Below are 15,823 nucleotides of genomic sequence, written 5' to 3' on the forward strand. Positions count from 1 at the left end.
TGGCATGACCGACAAAGCAGCTTTTCCGCAGCCCGTTTCGGGCATCGTGACGCCGCGCTTTGGCGACGTCGCGACCTTCATGCGCCTGCCGCTGTTTCGCGATCCGTCCCAGGTCGAGATCGGCATGATCGGCGTTCCCTGGGATGGCGGCACGACCAATCGGCCCGGTGCGCGCCACGGTCCGCGGCAGATGCGGGATCTTTCCACCATGATGCGCCGCATCCACCACGTCACGGGAATCGCTCCCTACGAGCTCGCGAAGTGTGGTGATTTGGGTGATGCATCCGTCAACCCGGCCAGTATCGACGATTCGCTGGGGCGCATCGAGAAGTTCTACGCCAAGGTGCATGCGGCCGGCGTCACGCCACTGTCCGCAGGCGGGGATCACCTCGTGACGTTGCCAATCATGCGCGGCATCGCCAAAGGCCAGGCGCCGCTCGGCCTGATCCATTTCGACGCTCACAGCGATACCTGGGACACCTATTTCGGCGACTACAAGTACACGCATGGTACGCCGTTCCGTCGCGCGGTGGAGGAGGGACTGCTCGATCCCAAGCGCGTGGTGCAGATCGGCATCCGTGGCTCGCTCTACAATCGCGATGACAATGCCTGGGCTCTCGCGCAAGGCATGCGCGTCATTACGATCGAGGAATATTTCGATCTCGGCGTCGAGAAGGTGATCGCCGAGGCGCGTCGCGTCGTCGGCTCCGGTCCGACCTACATCAGTTTCGATGTCGATGGTCTCGACCCGGCGTACGCGCCCGGGACGGGTACGCCGGAGATCGGCGGCTACACGCCACATGAGGCGCAGCGAATGCTACGGGGCCTGCGCGGGCTCAACCTCGTGGGGGGTGATGTGGTCGAGGTTTCTCCACCCTTCGACATGAGCGGCAACACCGCCCTCGTGGGCGTCACCATGATGTGGGAAATCCTTTGCCTTCTGGCGGAGGGGATCGGAAAGCGCAAAGGCAGGCTGTAGCCTGCATCTCGGGGCTGGGGAGGATCGAGCGGCATGAGCAAGCCGAGTTGGCGCGAGCGCGCGGGCACGCAATTCGTGTGCGAGAAGCAGCCGGCCCAGGGCACGGACGGAATGGTCGTGTCCAATCATCCGCTCGCCTCGGCGGCCGGCCTGGAAATGCTGGCCGCAGGCGGTAACGCGATCGATGCGGCGGTTGCTACCCAGTTCGCGTTGACTGTGGTCGAGCCCATGATGGTGGGGTTGGTCGGTGGCACGACCTGCCATATCCGCTTGGCCGACGGCAGCCATCGCATCTTCGACGGCATGAGCGCCGTGCCAAAAGCCGGCCGGCCCGACATGTATCGTCCGATCGTCGGCGCCGCACCGGAAGTGTACGACGTCGAAGGTCAGGAAAATCTTGTTGGCCCGAAGTCGGTCGCGACGCCCGGTTCGTTGCGTGCCTGGTGCCTGACGCTGGAACGCTACGGCACAATGTCACTCGTTGACGTGATGCAACCTGCGATCAGCCATGCCGCACGCGGTTTCGTCGTCACGCCCTACCTTTCCGACTGCATCGAAAGCGCGGCTGCCGATCTATCCCGCGACAAGCTCGCAGCTGCTCTTCTCATGCCGGGCGGCATGCCGCTCAAGGCGGGCGAACGCCTTGTCCAGGGCGCCTATGCGGATGCGCTCGCGCTTGTTGCCAAACAGGGAGAGAAGGCGCTCCACGGTGGTCCGCTTGGCGATTTGCTTGTCGAGTGTATGGAAAGGAGCGGCGGGTACGTCGGTCGTGCCGATCTTGTGGACTATAAGGTGGCGGAGCGCGCGCCGATCCGCGCCCTCTATCGCGGCTGGGAGATTCTGGGGCCGCCACCGCCGGCAGCTTCCGGGGTGCACATCGCCCAGATGCTGAACATCCTAGAAGGCTACGACATTGCGGCCTTCGGATTCGGCACGGTGGAAACGCTACATCTGCTGGCCGAGGTCCTGAAGATCGCCTTCGCCGACCGGGCCGAGGCAAGTGGCGATCCGGACTTCGTGCGCGTGCCGGTCGAGCGCCTCATCGCCAAGGATTATGCCGCCGAGCGGCGCAGCGGAATCGATCTCGCGCACGCCAAGAGCTGGAGTACCGGGCTGGTGGGAGCAGAAGGTGCGGATACGACGCATCTCACCGTGGCCGACGGCAAAGGCAACGTGGTCTGCACGACCCAGACCATCAACAGCCTGTTCGGTGCGCGTTTCATCGTGCCCGGGACCGGCATGATACCCAACAACTACATGAACAACTTCGATCCAAGGCCCGGGAACGCGCTGTCGATCGCGCCCGGCAAGAGGGTCACGACCTCGATGTCGCCCATGATGGCAGGGCGGGGCGACAAGATCGCCTATGCACTCGGCCTGCCGGGTGGACGGAAGATCTTCCCATCGGCTCTACAGGCCTTGGTCAACCTCATCGACCACGGGATGACCCTACAGGAGGCGGTTGAAGCACCGCGCATCTGGACGGAAGGGCCGATGCTGGAGATCGAGCATGGCATTCCTGAAAGGGTACGGCAGGGACTGCAGGCGCGCGGTCACAAGATCCAGGTGATGCCGACTGTGGCCGGCGGCATGAACGCGATCCAGTTCCACGACGACGGCAGCATGACCGGCGCTGCCTGCTGGCGCGCCGATGGCTTTGCATCGGCCCTGAGTGGCGGACTGGCCCGGGCAGGCGTGCGGTTCGTCCTGCCTCATTAGGGCAGGGTGTTTGGACTGCACGCCTCCTGGAGGATGCCGCAACCCTAAGTCAGGCTTTCGGAGCCTGTAGGCTCCAAGTGCGCCCGTCTGGATCGCGCACCGTCATCTCGCGCGTGCCCCAATGGGTATCTTGAAATGGCGTGACGATCTCGACATTTGGAGCTGGCTGGAATTTGGCCTCGTCGGCCACTTTTATCACGAGCTGGATCTGGGGCTCCTGGGCCTTGGGGACTTCGGCGATGAAGAGATAGGGGCCGGATGCGCCCCGCAGCTGGCCGGAATTGTGGTCGGTCTCGAATTCCAGGGTGTAACCGAGTGCCTGGAAGAACTTCGCGGCCTTTCCCCAGTTGTGGGTAGTCAGGAACACAGCTTCGATACCTTCAGTCGCCTTGTCGGAGCTCCTTGCAGAGGATCGTGGTTGGTGTTCGCGGGTGCCGAGATAGGCGCGCAAGGCATCAGCGACCAACGCTGAGAGGGAAAGCTCGAGTTCGATCGCGTGATGCTTAACCTGCCGGATCAGCTCTACCGGCAGATACACATTGAACTGTTTGACGCGCTCGGCTGTCATTTTTTCTAGTATGCTAGCATAACAGAAAGGAGTCAGCGCCAATGCATAGCGAGAAGGGTGAGTTCTCGTGGGCGTTAACCCTGCATGGCGTATTGCGTGACCGCGATTCCGGCGATGATCAGGGCGGCGCCGGCCCAATAGGCTGGGTTTACCTTCTCACCAAAGATCAGGCCGCTCAGCAGGGGTACGATGACCACGCCGGCCGAGACCCAGGGGTAGGCCTGCATCAGGGTGATGCGGGAAAGCAACCAGACCCACAGTATCGTCGACAGTCCATAAAGGCAGAGCGCGGCGTAGAAAGCCGGCAACTGCGCAAGAGTCATCAGACCGTGACTGAACGGCAGGCCCCGCATTGCCAGCCCCGATTTCTTGAACAGGAGCTGGCCGACGGCGAGCATCGAAGTGAAACAGGTGAGCCCGATCAGGTTCGAGAAGGCCAGGTTCATGGCAGTCCTCGTTGCAGGCCCAGTTCGCGCGGCCGCCGAATGTGCAGCACATTGAGAACGAAGGCGCCGAAGACGATCTCGAAGCCCAGCACGATGCAAGCAGCCGAGGGGATGGCGAGTCGCATCGTGTAGGTCGGTTCCAACAATCCGAATGCGACGTTGCTCCAAGTACTGACGGCGAGTACCGCGAGCGCGAGGCCGACGATGATCAATCCTCCGCCGACGACAAGTCCTCGTTCGATGGTCAACCGGTCGATCAGAGCTCGCAATGATGGATTGTTCGGCAGAATGCCCTCACTCATGCCATGAAGGTTGGCGCACGCCCAGAAGATGACGGCCTGGGCACCAACGACGATTGCCATGGCGGCGTAGAGCAACGTGTGGATATCCAGCGTGATGTCACCGATGTGCCGCGGAGCCGGAAGGATCCACCCGGTGGCGATGAGGCCGAGAATTGCCAGTGCCAGGCCTGGATAGAGGAACAGCCAGCACGGACTGAACAGCAGCAGGAAGCGGAGATGGCGCCAGCCGTCCCGCCAACTGCGCAGGTGAGGCGGCCGCGAGCGCCCGTCCGGCGACAGCGTCGTCGGTACCTCGCAGATATCGAGACCATTGAGGGTCGCTTTTACCACCATTTCGCTGGCGAATTCCATGCCCGGGGATTGCAGGCCGAGCCGCATGATCGAGTCGCGGGAAAAGCCGCGCAGGCCGCAATGGAAATCGCCACAGGGGCTTCTGAAGAAAATGCGGCCGATCGTGGTCAGCACCGGATTGCCGAGATAGCGGTGCAAGGGCGGCATAGCACCGGGCTTGATTCCGCCCCGGAAGCGATTGCCCATCACCAGTTCGCGGCCCTCGCGCAGCTTGTCGACGAACGGATCGAGTTCGGCAAAGTCATAGCTGTCGTCGCTGTCGCCCATGATGACATAGCGGCCTCGCGCGGCGCGGATCCCGGCGATCAGGGCGCTGCCGTAGCCCTTGACCGGCACGTCGACCACGGTCGCGCCGCACTCGCGGGCGATGGCCTGGGAGCCGTCGGTACTGCCATTGTCAGCGACGACCACTTCCGCCGGGATTCCGCAGCGGCGGACGAAGCGCCAAGCCTTCTGGATGCAGCTCCCCAGCGTCTCTGCCTCGTTCAGGCAAGGCATCAGGATCGTCAGCTCCGGTGCGGTCGTCATACGTCACCTCCAAGGACTGAGCGATGGGACAGCGCCGCAACGCGCTGTCGGTGGAATGCGAGCAGGCAGATGGCCAGCGCGAGCGGAGCAAGCCAGATCAGCCGCGCCTGATACCGGTCGGCGACGATCGAGAGCGCCCCGGTGGCAGCCGCGTTGACGAGGAAGGAGAACGCGACGGTGATGAGGAACTCGGCAAGCAGAAGATCCCGCATCGCCAGGACCAACCCGATCGCGCCGACGACGGAGAGCGTGACGACAATAGTGTAGAGATGGTTGATGCCGTCGAGATGAAGCTGGCCGCGCTCTTGTAGCGAATGGACGTACTGCTCATGCTCGCGCGGGAAGAAGCGCTGCATGATCACGTTGATCCGGCTTTCCTCGGGCCAGGATTTGAAGTCCACGCCGGCCCTGAAGGTGATCAGCTGTCTCAACGTGTTGCGCACGGCTGCGACAAGCGTTTCCCCGGGATGGTCCCGCATGGCCGCGAGTGCGATCGGTCCGGCTTCGGCGCGCAGCACGTCTCCCGGAACGAATGTCCAGGCGGAGTCGGTCATGCTCCACAGGAATTCGTCGCTGTCCCGCGGCAGGCGTTGCCAGACGTAGCACAGGCGCCATTGGCGCTCCGTACAATGGTCGCGCAAGTATTCGTAGGCCGGCCCGTCGGCATAGGACCGCGCAAGCAGCATTACCGGCCCATCCTGGGTGAGTTGCAGACGGCCTTTGGCGACCAAGTTCAGACCTAGAATGGCGCCAAGCGCGAGGGGCGGCAGACAAAGTACAGTCAACAACGCCGGTCTTGCCGCCCGTCGCCCGAAGAAATGCAGCGCGCCGAACAGCACCGCCAGGACCAACCCCAAGACAAGGTGGCTGACATGGCTTGCGAGTCCGACGAAGGCGATCCCTGCCAGGATCAAGCGCTCCAGGATTCCGAATATCGGCCAGCCGCGGAACAGGGCGAACAGGGTCAATACGCAGATCCCCGTGAAGACGTCCGGCATGACGAACGAAATGAACCAGGGCAGCGCTGTGAAAAGTGCGAGGAATGCCGTGATCAGCAGGAAGCCGCGCGCGTCCAGGAGACCGAACGCTCGCGCTGTTGCATGCAGAACATAGGCGACGAGAATGCCCTGGACGACGGGAACGGCCCATAACGTGATCCCGTTCAGATGGAAAGGAATCAGGAAAGCGCCGTAGAAGATCGGCGCTTCGCTCGGGATGAAGCGTCGGATGCCGCCATCGATATAGCGGGCGCTATCGTTGAACAGGAGGGGATAACCGTTGACGAGGGCAGCCCATGCCAGGATAGCGCCGGCGAGCACGACCCTCGCAGCCTCCGGCCCCGCTCTGGCTAGGCGACGCTTCAACGTCACGCGGACAGGGGCAGCACAAAGCTACCACCCGACAAACTCGAACCACGCATTGACGACAGAAGCGACTGCGGGCGCGATTGGTTACAGGGCCCCGTCCGATTGTGCGCTAGCGAACGCTCGCAGGAATGTAGCGACCTGGTCCGAAAGCGCGACAAAGACCACGAATCGCCCGGATACAGTTCGTCGCCGTTGGGCCGATTCCTCTCAGAGTCCCGTTGAAGCTGCTTCTCTCAAGCGGCGAGTTCGAGGATCTCTCGCACCTGCGTCGGCCCATCGATGCGACGCGGATTGCGCAGAACCCAGGGCGTAGCCATGGCTTTCTGGGCGATGAGGTCGAACTGGCTGTGATCAACATCCACGTCGCGCAGGCGATGTGGCATACCGAGGCCAGCGATGAAAGCCGCAAGGACGTCCGCCGCGTCCTTGCCAGGATGGCCCATGGCAGCCGCAATCATCGCCTGCCGATGGGCATTGGCTGGCTTGTTCCAGCGCATCACCGCCGGCAGCATGATGCAGGACGTGTGGCCGTGCGGAATGCCGAAAACGGCGCCGAGCACGTAACCGATCCCGTGGCTGGCGCCCATCGGCACACCGGCGGTCAACGGCGTCATCGAAAGCCACGCACCGATCTGGCAATCGAGACGCGCTTCCATATCGCTTGGATCGGCTCTCACCTTGGACAGGCCACGAACGAGCATCGACAGGCCGTGAAGAGCCGAGGCATCGCCGTAGGGCGTGGCCTCATTCGAGCAAATGCCTTCCACGCAATGATCGACAGCACGGATGCCGGTGGAGAGCCAGAGCCACATCGGTGTATGCCGCGTGACTCGCGGATCGAGCACGACTGCACGCGGGACGATATCGGGGTGATGGTACATTTCTTTCCCCTTCGTCGCTTCGTTCGTGATGCCGGAGATTGCCGAAAACTCACCCGCGGACAGCGTCGTGGGAATCGAGATCTGCCGGACCGCCGGTGCCTTGGCTGGCGCCGGCGCCCGGATCCGATCCAGCGCCTCGACGCTGCGGATATCGTTGGAGAGGCAGAGCTGGACTGCCTTGGCGCCGTCGGTGATCGAACCGCCGCCCAGGGTGACGATGAGGTCGGCCTTGCCTTGCCGCGCCTGGTCGGCGGCGGCAATGACCGCCGAGCGGGGCGAATGGGCCGGCATTGCGTCGAAGGTGCCGATGCAGCGGCCGCCTAGGGCATGGCGCAGATGGTCGATCTCTTCGGTCTGTCGATTGAGCGTGCCGCTCACCATGAGGAAAACACGCTCGGCCCCGTAGTGACCGACCAATTCCGCTGTGGCATCAGCTGCCGGTGCACCGTAGCGCACCTCATCCATCCGACTAAGGACCACTCGTCCTGTTCGAACCATTTGTCCCTCCCTGTCGCGACAGGCTCCCTTTGCATAATGGCGTGAAGATTGGATAGGGTCAGCCAGGGGAGATGATGATGAAAGTGTTGCGGGCGGGCCAGCGGCCCTCGGGGCTGCACTTGGCGCTCGGCATGGGCCGGCTGCAGGCGCTGCGACCACGCTCCGGCACGCCGGTGCCGACATTGGCGACTGTTCGCGCCCTCGACAAGGCGGCGCTACGGAACGTCATCCGGGCAATGCTGATGGTGACGGCCGCGTTGCTCGGCTTCTGGGGCTTCCAGGCCGCGGTGCTTCCTCCGCAAAGCGCGTGGGAAGCGAGCGTGATCTGGAACAACATGTTCCGCACGCTGCAGCTTCTCACCACCCAGTTTCCCAGCAATTTCCCAGCCGAGCTGCCGCTGCAATTGCAGATCGCACGGTTTGCCATGCCGCTCTTCGCCGTGTGGTTCACGGCGACGGCGCTGTTGCGTCGTTTCAATCGGCCATTGCTGGCATGGATGGCCGGATTGTCGCGCAATCATATCGTGCTGGTCGGGACTTCGGAGCTGAGTCTGGCGCTCGCGCGCGCCTACCGTCGCCTTGGGCGGAACGTGCTGGCGATCTCGGCACCCCTTGCAGGCGACATCCCATCGCCAATGGAGCGAGCCGGTGCGCGTCTGGTATTCGGCGACCCTGCCGATCAACGGACCCTCCGGCGGTCCGGGCTCGCGCGCGCCAGCGCTGTCATCGCTGCGGACGACGTCGGACCGATGGCGGTGGCGCTCGCTGGTGCAGTCGCCGAGGCGAACGAGGGGCGCGGCGTCGACGAAAGGCCCCTGACCTTGTTGATTCGCCTGGCCCACCGCGAACTGCGTGCCCTGATGGCGACGCAAATCGCAGCCGCACTGCGCCACAGCCGGGTCGAACTGAAGCTCTATGTTCGAGAGCGCGCGATCGCGCGGTCGCTCATCGGGCGTTATCCCCCGGATTGGGGACAAGCGCCCGGACCACAGGACATCCATGCCGCCATCATCGGCTTTGGCGACTTGGGGGCGGAGATCCTGCTGCAGCTTGCGCGCGTTGCGGTGCCGCTTCCTGGCCGTCGCACGATTTTGACGGTTGTCGATCGGGATGCGGATGGACTGCGGGAGCAACTCCTTGCCGAGCATCCCGGCCTCGCCAACTGCGGCGAGTTGCGGTTCATCCAGGCAGAGGTGAGGCCGAGCGCCATCAAGGCCGAGGAGGTCGAGGCCTGGCTGATGGCGCCGGTACCAGCCACGTCCGTGTATGTCTGTTCGAGCGACGACCATGTCGATCTGTCGATGGCGATCGGTCTGCGCCGTGCCTATGCTCGCCTTCGCGTCGTTCCGCCTCCCTTCTTTGTCCATCAGCAGGCGGGCACTACGCTGATTGACGCGCTGCCGCGCATGCATAGTCGGCAGTTCGACACGTTGCGGATCGTTCCCTTCGGCGGCATCGAGCAGGAGGCCGATCCCTTCTATCTCGTGGACGAGGAAAGTGACGACCTCGCCCGGCTCATGCATGAGGAGTACGTACGCAACCGCGAGAAGACGGCCGCAGATGCGGGAACACCGCTACCGGCGGTGCCCGCGGCAGCACCTTGGCCGGAACTCTCGGACACCTATCGGACCGCCAACCGTTCGCAGGCCGACGATGTCTTGATGAAACTGCGTATCCTTGGCTTTCATGCGATACCGCAACCCCGGACTGATAATATTGCCATCGATACTGCCGTCCTGGAGGCGCTGGCGGAGCGCGAACACGAGCGTTGGTGCCGCGATCGCTGGCTGGATGGATGGACTTACGCGCCGACACGGGACGATGCTCTGCTGCACCACCCCAATCTCGTCCCGTACGATCAACTGAGTGAGCCGATCCGGGATCTCGATCGCGACACCATCCGCAATGTGCCCGGCTTGCTGCGCAAGTTTGGAGTTGGATTAAGCCCCGATCGTCGCATTGGAATCTGGTTTCTCGACAAAGGAGCGGACCCGGCTCCTGAGCTGATGGCGCAGGTCGTCGCGAAGGCCGAAGGCTGTATCGCGGGTGACCACGCCCACCTGCAGCTCGTATTGCCCCTGCGTTCCATGGCGGAGTTTGCGCTTGTCTCGTCGCTGGGCAAAGGCAACAGCCTTGGCGCGGATGTCGCTTTGTTGATCGAGCGCGGCGAGAGGTTGCAGGTTGGTAGCGTCGACTTGCAGCGGGCTCGGGATCTCATCACGGCATCTGACCGAGCCTTTGTTCTGAGAGGTTCGGAGGAAGGACAAGATGCCGATGCCGATGCCGATGCCGGTCTCTTTGTGGCCTTCTGCGATGTCTGCAATCACGTAATTCTTGTCGCCGAGACCGCCGCGGCCATGAGCAAGTTCTTCAACCAGATCGACGAGCCGTGGAAGGCGCGTGTTGTATGCATCTCGCTTCGGACTTAGCTGTCAATGCAGGACGCCCTGCACGATGAGCTCGACCTCGCCCAGCCGCATCACCGAACCGCGGACCAGGCCTAGCGGCCGTTCTGCCAAAGCGGGTTTGTTGTCGACAAAGGTGCCATTGGTCGATCCCAGGTCGTAGACCGTGATCTGGCCGTCGCTACTTTTCAGCATGGCGTGACGTCGGGAGACGCTCGCGTCGGCCAAGACCAGGTCGGCGTGGCCGGCCTGGCGGCCAATTACCAGGCCGGCGGGCTTCATGCGCAATTGAGAGAGGCGGACCGAGAGCTCGTACTTGCTGCCGTCGCTCCCAGTACCGGTTAGAGAGATGATGCCTTCCTTGGCAACCACGGTCGCGTCGGCGATGACGCTGGGTGCCGTGGACGGCGCTGGCCGCGGTAATGGGACAGGCGGCAGGTTTGGACGGCCGAGCCTCAATCGCAGGGCTGACATCAGCACATCCGGGATCGGTGCCGATGGATCGGCGTGCCATTCGCGGAGATCGGCGACCTGGACGTGCCCCAGTCCAAGGGGCAAGGGCGCCTTGTCAATGGTAGCGGGTAGGTAGGCATCGCGTTGAAAGGCGTGGTCGGCCTCGATCTCGACCCAGCGGCTCACGACAGAGCGCTGCGACCACAGGACAACCACCACCTTTGCGCTTACCAGCGCCGACTGGATCTGGCTGCGCCACGTCGATCCGGGAAGCAGGACGCGATCCCAGAACACGGTCCAGCCCTGGGCCGCCAGATCGTCGGCCAGGCGCTTCGCTATACCGGTATCCTCGTGGGTATAGCTGATGAAGATATCGTAGTCCGTTCCCCCGCTCATCACCGGCAATCTAAGCCAAGAACGGGCTGATTGCCTAGATGTCAGAGACGGCTCGGAATGGGGCCTTTGTCAGCGGAAGAGCCGTGCTGTCATGGCGCTCAAGATCGCGCTATGCCAGAATCCCTACTGGGTTCAGAGTGCGGCAGCGGGGACGAGCATGACGGGTACACGCGAAGGCGCCATTGGGCGGGTAGAGGCCTATTTCGACAGCAACGGTTTTCTGACCGACCTGCAGCGCCGCGTCGCCATTCCCACCACCAGCCAGGAACGGGACTCCATGCCCGCCCTCCAGCAATATGTGGCTGAAGAGATGACCGGATCACTGCAGAAGCTGGGCTATAGCTGCAGCGTGCTGCCCAATCCCCGGTCGGAGTATGGGCCATTCTTGATCGCTCGCCGGATTGAGGATCCTGCCAAACCTACGGTACTGACCTACGGTCATGGCGACGTCGTGCGCGGCCAGGACGACCAATGGCGATCCGGCCTGTCGCCTTGGAAGATCGTGATCGAGGGCGACCGCATGTACGGCCGCGGAACCGCCGACAACAAAGGCCAGCATACGATCAATGTCGCCGCCCTGGCCTGTGTGCTCGAGGAGCGCGGCAGCCTGGGCTTCAACTCGACCATCCTGATCGAGACCGGCGAAGAGACCGGTTCTCCCGGCCTTGGGGAATTCTGCAAGGCTAACCGGGAAGCCCTGAAAGCCGACGTGCTGATCGGCTCGGACGGGCCTCGGCTCGACCATCATCGACCCACGGTGTTCGGCGGTACCCGCGGCGTGATGAATTTCAATCTCAAGCTCACCTTGCGCGAAGGCGGTCACCACTCCGGCAATTGGGGTGGGCTGATCGCCAATCCCGCCATCATCCTCACCCATGCGCTCGCGACCATCACCGACGCGCGAGGCCAGATCCAGGTGCCGGAATGGCGCCCCAGCACTTTGACCAACTCGGTGCGTGCCGCGCTGGGAGACGCGCATATCGATGCCGGCGAGGGTGCGCCAGCAATCGATCCGGACTGGGGGGAAAAGGATCTGACGCCGGTCGAGCGGGTGTTCGGCTGGAACTCGTTCGAGGTGCTGGCCTTGAAAGCGGGAAATCCCGATCGTCCCGTCAACGCCATCCCGCCGAGCGCCATTGCCTATTGCCAACTGCGCTTTGTGGTGGGTACCGATCCTCATGACGTCGTGCCGGCGCTGCGGCGGCATCTTGAGCGCCATGGTTTCGGCCAGATCGAGGTCGAGCCAGCCCGGGATGTCATCATGAATGCCACGCGCCTCGATCCGGAAAACCCTTGGGCCCGACTCGCCGCCTCGTCGATCGAGAAGACCTGTGGCCAGAAGCCCAACATGCTACCCAATCTGGGAGGTTCGCTCCCGAATGCGGTCTTCACGGACATCCTTGGGATGCCAACCGTCTGGGTGCCGCACTCCTACGCGGCATGTTCGCAGCATGCACCGAATGAGCATCTTCTCGCCCCGGTGGCACGTGAGGGGCTGCGGCTGATGGCAGGCCTGTTCTGGGACGTCGGTGCCCATGGATTGTCTTCCTGACCGGGACGCGATGTGACTGCCGACGAGGCTGCCGACCTGATTGAGGCCATTGCGATCCGCCAGGATCGTACTGCCTTCGCCGCCTTGTTCCGCTATTACGCCCCGCGCGTGAAGTCGTTCGTCATACGCGGTGGCTGCGATGCAGAGTCCGCGCAGGAAGTCGCTCAGGAGACCCTGATCATGGTGTGGCGGAAGGCCGCCACGTTCGACCGGCAGCGGGCGGCTGCAGCGACCTGGATCTACACCATCGCCCGCAACAAGCGGATCGACCAGTTACGCCGTTCCGATAAGCCGGCGATCGATACCGAGGATTGGCTGACCGTATTCGCACCAGAGGACGAGGACGCCGACAGATCCGTTTTGGCCGGCCAGACGTATGCACGCATGAAGGATCTGATGGAAGGGCTGCCACCGGACCAGATTGCCGTCATCCGCAAGGCCTTCTTCGAGGACAAGACCCACACGGCTATCGCGACCGAGATGGGACTGCCTCTGGGTACGGTCAAATCGCGGATCCGGCTGGCCCTCGGGCGATTGCGGCAGGCATTGGAAAAAGAGGACGAGGAGAAGCGATGAGCGGCCATCCCGCTCCCGATGAGTTGCTGCTCGATTATGCCGTCGGCGCGCTGCCTGAGGGGCCGGCGCTCGCGGTCGCGGCTCATGTCGCGCTCGATCCGGCATCGCGACGGATGGTCGATGCGCTGGCGGCCGCGGGTGGGGCGCTGCTTGACGGCGAGGCGGCTACTTCCCTTGAGGAGCGCACACTCGATGATGTGCTTGGCCGCCTGGACAAGGTGCCTGTCGAGCCGGGGCCCCAGCGCAATCTCCGGCCTGTGGGCCCCGACTGGGCGCCATTGCCGCTGCGGCCGTATCTCTCGCAGGGAGCTTCGTGGAAGCGGGTCTTTGGCGGATTCGAGGAGATCAGGATCGGTCTGCAGAGCGATACTCATCGCGTGTCCTTGCTGCGTCTGCAGCCCGGGCAAGGATTGCCGGTGCATCGCCACGTCGCCGCTGAATACACAGTGGTCTTGCAGGGTGGATACAGCGACGGCAGGGGCAGCTACAGCGTCGGCGATTTCGCTCTGGGCTCCGGCGAGACGGAACACGAGCCTGTCGCCGATCCGGGCGAACCCTGCATTGCCCTGATCGTTCTGGAGGAGCCGATCGTGCTGACGGGACGCTGGGGCCGGTGGATCAATCCGCTGCTGCGCCGGGGCTGGATTTGAAACGGATCCGTTGACCGCACAGCGCCTTGCCTTCAGGCTCCGCCGCCTGGAGGAGCCAATCCATGTCGCGCATTCCCTATTATGAAGTCGAGAAGGCTACCGGCAAGCATGCCGAGTTCCTGGGCAAGCTCGGTACGCATCTGAATATCTATCGCATGCTGGCAAACTCCGAAGCCGGCCTGAAGGGCTTCGTGCGCATGGGCAATGCGCTGCTCTACCGCTGCGAGCTGGATCCAAAGCTACGCGAGATCGCCATCCTGCGTGTCGGACGGCACAGCCGTTGCGCCTACGAGGTGTTCCAGCACGAACGCATCGCCCGCGAGGTCGACGTCGCCGAAGACAAGATCGCCGCGCTGCGCGACGCGACAATCGAGGCTCCGGCCTTTTCGGACCATGAGAAGGCAGTGCTTCGTTTCACAGACGAAGTCGTGCGCAACGTCAAGGCATCGGATAAGGCGGTGAAGGCGGTCGAAGCTTTCCTGAGCCCCGGCGCCCTGGTCGAACTTACCCTTACCATCGGCTACTACATGATGGTCTGCCGCTTCCTCGAGACGACTGGCGTGGACGGCGAGGACGGCCAGGCGGAATGGTTGAAGACGGCAAAGATCTAGTTCGAGTGGAGTTCGAGAAATGGCGTACCGCGTCCTGATCGCGCAATTCATGCATGAGACCAATACGTTCAGCAAACTGAAGACGACGCTGGACGATTACCGGCGCCGCTGGCTGATCGAGGGCGAGGCCATGGTGCCTTTCTTCAAGGGCAGTCGGAACGAAGTGGGCGGCTACATGGATTCCGCTGCCCGGTATGGCTGGGAGCCGATCTATGGAGCGGCTGCGAATGCCACGCCCTCGGGGACCTTGACGAAGGAAACGTGGGAGACGATCCGGGACATGATCGTCGGTGCGGCGAAGAAGGGGGGCAAGCTTGACGCCATCTGCCTGTCCCTGCACGGAGCGATGGTTACCGAGACCGAGGACGACGCCGAGGGCGCGCTGCTCGAGGCCTTGCGCCGCGTGGTAGGTCCAGAGGTGCCGATCGTGGCAACTCTCGATTTGCATGCCAATGCGACGGCGAAGATGGCCAAGAATGCCAATGCGCTGGTTAGCTTCCGCACCTATCCGCATGTCGATGGCTACGACCGGGCAGTTCAGGCCGCGGCGCTGGTACAGGAAACGCTGGAAGGCAGGAAGAAACCGCGTTGCCTGTTGAGCCAGCCGGCCATGCTGGAAGGCGCAGATCATGGTCGGACGACACAGCCGGGCCTGATGCGCGATCTGCTGGCAATGGCCGATGCCTATGAGAAAGAGCCCGGCATCAATGTCGTCAGCATCCAGGCAGGCTTCACCTGGTCCGATATTCCCTATACGGGACCGTCGATCGCAGTGAGTCATGAGCCAGGGGCGGAGGCGCGAGCCAAGGCCATTACGGCCGAGCTTATCGACGTGATCTGGAAGCGCCGCGACGAGAATTCTTCCAACTATCGCCCCATTGCCGATGGCATTGCTGCTGCCCGCGCGAAGACCGACAAGAAGGCACCGCTCGTGATTGCCGATGGCACCGACAATCCGGGCGGTGGCGGCTACAATGACACGACGCCGGTGCTGCAGGCGCTGCTGGATGCCGGTATCGAGAATGTCGGGTTCGGCACGATCTACGATCCAGCCACAGTCCAACAGGCGATGAAGGCCGGCGTCGGCGTCGAGATCGAGGTGTCGCTGGGTGGACATACCGATCCGGCCATGGGGCCGCCGATTAAGGCCAAGGCGTTGGTCAAGATGTTGTCGGACGGCGTTTTCAAGAACGACGGTCCGATGAATGCCGGCGTAGAGACGAACATGGGTCCGACGGCTGTCTTGCGCATTGGCGGCGTGGACGTCGTGACGATCTCGAATCGCATCCAGACCATCGACCTGCAGGTGTTCCTGAGCCAGGGCATCGACCCGTGCGCCAAAGACGTTCTGGTGGTGAAGAGTGTCCAGCATTTCCGTGCTGCTTACGGGCCGATCGCGCGCGAGATCGTGCTGGTGGATTCGGGCGGCATCTGCTCGCCGGACATCACGCGCCTGAAGTTCACAAAGCTGCGCCGACCGATCTGGCCGCTCGATGGCGTGAACGATCCCTACGCCGGGACACGCCCGTAAAAAGCGCGAC

General features: G+C 63.2%; 14 protein-coding genes. 8 read left to right on the top strand and 6 right to left on the bottom strand.

What is annotated here, in order from left to right; all coding sequences use genetic code 11:
• The first annotated feature begins 4 nt into the window (after positions 1 to 4).
• Complete coding sequence (gene speB / locus B5D62_RS21065; protein WP_085935912.1) at positions 5 to 979, top strand: agmatinase; 975 nt, start codon at positions 5 to 7, stop codon at positions 977 to 979.
• A 33-nt stretch (positions 980 to 1,012) separates the two neighbouring features.
• Positions 1,013 to 2,698 carry a gamma-glutamyltransferase gene (ggt, locus tag B5D62_RS21070; RefSeq protein ID WP_085935913.1) on the top strand — a complete coding sequence of 562 codons (1,686 nt, stop codon included), beginning with the start codon at positions 1,013 to 1,015 and terminating at the stop codon, positions 2,696 to 2,698.
• A 49-nt stretch (positions 2,699 to 2,747) separates the two neighbouring features.
• On the opposite strand, the gene B5D62_RS33805 is transcribed toward ggt, so the two are convergent.
• From B5D62_RS33805 to B5D62_RS21100, 5 genes are all read right to left on the bottom strand, one after another.
• Positions 2,748 to 3,266, bottom strand: coding sequence for a ribbon-helix-helix protein, CopG family (locus B5D62_RS33805; RefSeq protein WP_218191181.1), 519 nt, complete (start codon positions 3,264 to 3,266; stop codon positions 2,748 to 2,750).
• 74 nt (positions 3,267 to 3,340) lie between these two features.
• Entirely contained in the window at positions 3,341 to 3,712 is a 372-nt protein-coding gene (locus B5D62_RS21085) for an EamA family transporter (RefSeq protein WP_085935914.1), read from the bottom strand.
• Positions 3,709 to 4,893, bottom strand: coding sequence for a glycosyltransferase family 2 protein (locus tag B5D62_RS21090; protein WP_085935915.1), 1,185 nt, complete (start codon positions 4,891 to 4,893; stop codon positions 3,709 to 3,711). Before B5D62_RS21090 ends, B5D62_RS21085 begins: the two co-directional genes overlap by 4 nt.
• Positions 4,890 to 6,212: a hypothetical protein gene (locus B5D62_RS21095; RefSeq protein WP_085935916.1), complete on the bottom strand. Its 1,323-nt coding sequence runs from the start codon at positions 6,210 to 6,212 to the stop codon at positions 4,890 to 4,892. Before B5D62_RS21095 ends, B5D62_RS21090 begins: the two co-directional genes overlap by 4 nt.
• 281 nt (positions 6,213 to 6,493) lie before the next feature.
• Complete coding sequence (locus tag B5D62_RS21100; RefSeq protein ID WP_085935917.1) at positions 6,494 to 7,606, bottom strand: iron-containing alcohol dehydrogenase; 1,113 nt, start codon at positions 7,604 to 7,606, stop codon at positions 6,494 to 6,496.
• A gap of 110 nt (positions 7,607 to 7,716) precedes the next feature.
• On the opposite strand from B5D62_RS21100, the gene B5D62_RS21105 reads away from it, so the two are divergent.
• Positions 7,717 to 10,068 (top strand): RyR domain-containing protein, encoded by a 2,352-nt coding sequence (locus B5D62_RS21105; RefSeq protein ID WP_170921052.1) that lies wholly within the window; start codon positions 7,717 to 7,719, stop codon positions 10,066 to 10,068.
• A 3-nt stretch (positions 10,069 to 10,071) separates the two neighbouring features.
• Here B5D62_RS21105 and B5D62_RS21110 read toward each other — a convergent pair whose 3' ends face one another.
• Entirely contained in the window at positions 10,072 to 10,893 is an 822-nt protein-coding gene (locus B5D62_RS21110) for a TIR domain-containing protein (protein ID WP_085935919.1), read from the bottom strand.
• 157 nt (positions 10,894 to 11,050) lie between these two features.
• Here B5D62_RS21110 and B5D62_RS21115 point away from each other — a divergent pair, with 157 nt between their 5' ends.
• The 5 genes from B5D62_RS21115 (at position 11,051) to B5D62_RS21135 (ending at position 15,813) form a co-directional block, all read left to right on the top strand.
• Positions 11,051 to 12,445: a M20 family metallopeptidase gene (locus B5D62_RS21115; protein WP_085936014.1), complete on the top strand. Its 1,395-nt coding sequence runs from the start codon at positions 11,051 to 11,053 to the stop codon at positions 12,443 to 12,445.
• Between the two features lie 12 nt (positions 12,446 to 12,457).
• Positions 12,458 to 13,021 (top strand): sigma-70 family RNA polymerase sigma factor, encoded by a 564-nt coding sequence (locus B5D62_RS21120; protein ID WP_085935920.1) that lies wholly within the window; start codon positions 12,458 to 12,460, stop codon positions 13,019 to 13,021.
• Positions 13,018 to 13,671 (top strand): ChrR family anti-sigma-E factor, encoded by a 654-nt coding sequence (locus B5D62_RS21125; protein ID WP_085935921.1) that lies wholly within the window; start codon positions 13,018 to 13,020, stop codon positions 13,669 to 13,671. Before B5D62_RS21120 ends, B5D62_RS21125 begins: the two co-directional genes overlap by 4 nt.
• A gap of 62 nt (positions 13,672 to 13,733) precedes the next feature.
• On the top strand, positions 13,734 to 14,282 hold the full coding sequence (locus B5D62_RS21130; protein WP_085935922.1) for a carboxymuconolactone decarboxylase family protein: 549 nt from the start codon (positions 13,734 to 13,736) through the stop codon (positions 14,280 to 14,282).
• A 19-nt stretch (positions 14,283 to 14,301) separates the two neighbouring features.
• Positions 14,302 to 15,813 (top strand): M81 family metallopeptidase, encoded by a 1,512-nt coding sequence (locus B5D62_RS21135; RefSeq protein WP_085935923.1) that lies wholly within the window; start codon positions 14,302 to 14,304, stop codon positions 15,811 to 15,813.
• Positions 15,814 to 15,823: the final 10 nt, after the last annotated feature.

Origin of the sequence: Enhydrobacter aerosaccus (genome assembly GCF_900167455.1) — a bacterium.
In the GTDB taxonomy this organism is placed as follows: domain Bacteria; phylum Pseudomonadota; class Alphaproteobacteria; order Reyranellales; family Reyranellaceae; genus Reyranella; species Reyranella aerosaccus.

Coding starts and splice junctions, on each gene's coding strand:
- B5D62_RS21125 (WP_085935921.1), top strand. CDS start 13,018: ATGAGCGGCCATCCCGCTCCCGATGAGTTGCTGCTCGATTATGCCGTC.
- B5D62_RS21085 (WP_085935914.1), bottom strand. CDS start 3,712: ATGAACCTGGCCTTCTCGAACCTGATCGGGCTCACCTGTTTCACTTCG.
- B5D62_RS21130 (WP_085935922.1), top strand. CDS start 13,734: ATGTCGCGCATTCCCTATTATGAAGTCGAGAAGGCTACCGGCAAGCAT.
- B5D62_RS21135 (WP_085935923.1), top strand. CDS start 14,302: ATGGCGTACCGCGTCCTGATCGCGCAATTCATGCATGAGACCAATACG.
- B5D62_RS21090 (WP_085935915.1), bottom strand. CDS start 4,893: ATGACGACCGCACCGGAGCTGACGATCCTGATGCCTTGCCTGAACGAG.
- B5D62_RS21105 (WP_170921052.1), top strand. CDS start 7,717: ATGAAAGTGTTGCGGGCGGGCCAGCGGCCCTCGGGGCTGCACTTGGCG.
- speB (WP_085935912.1), top strand. CDS start 5: ATGACCGACAAAGCAGCTTTTCCGCAGCCCGTTTCGGGCATCGTGACG.
- B5D62_RS21115 (WP_085936014.1), top strand. CDS start 11,051: ATGACGGGTACACGCGAAGGCGCCATTGGGCGGGTAGAGGCCTATTTC.
- ggt (WP_085935913.1), top strand. CDS start 1,013: ATGAGCAAGCCGAGTTGGCGCGAGCGCGCGGGCACGCAATTCGTGTGC.
- B5D62_RS21100 (WP_085935917.1), bottom strand. CDS start 7,606: ATGGATGAGGTGCGCTACGGTGCACCGGCAGCTGATGCCACAGCGGAA.
- B5D62_RS21110 (WP_085935919.1), bottom strand. CDS start 10,893: ATGAGCGGGGGAACGGACTACGATATCTTCATCAGCTATACCCACGAG.
- B5D62_RS33805 (WP_218191181.1), bottom strand. CDS start 3,266: ATGACAGCCGAGCGCGTCAAACAGTTCAATGTGTATCTGCCGGTAGAG.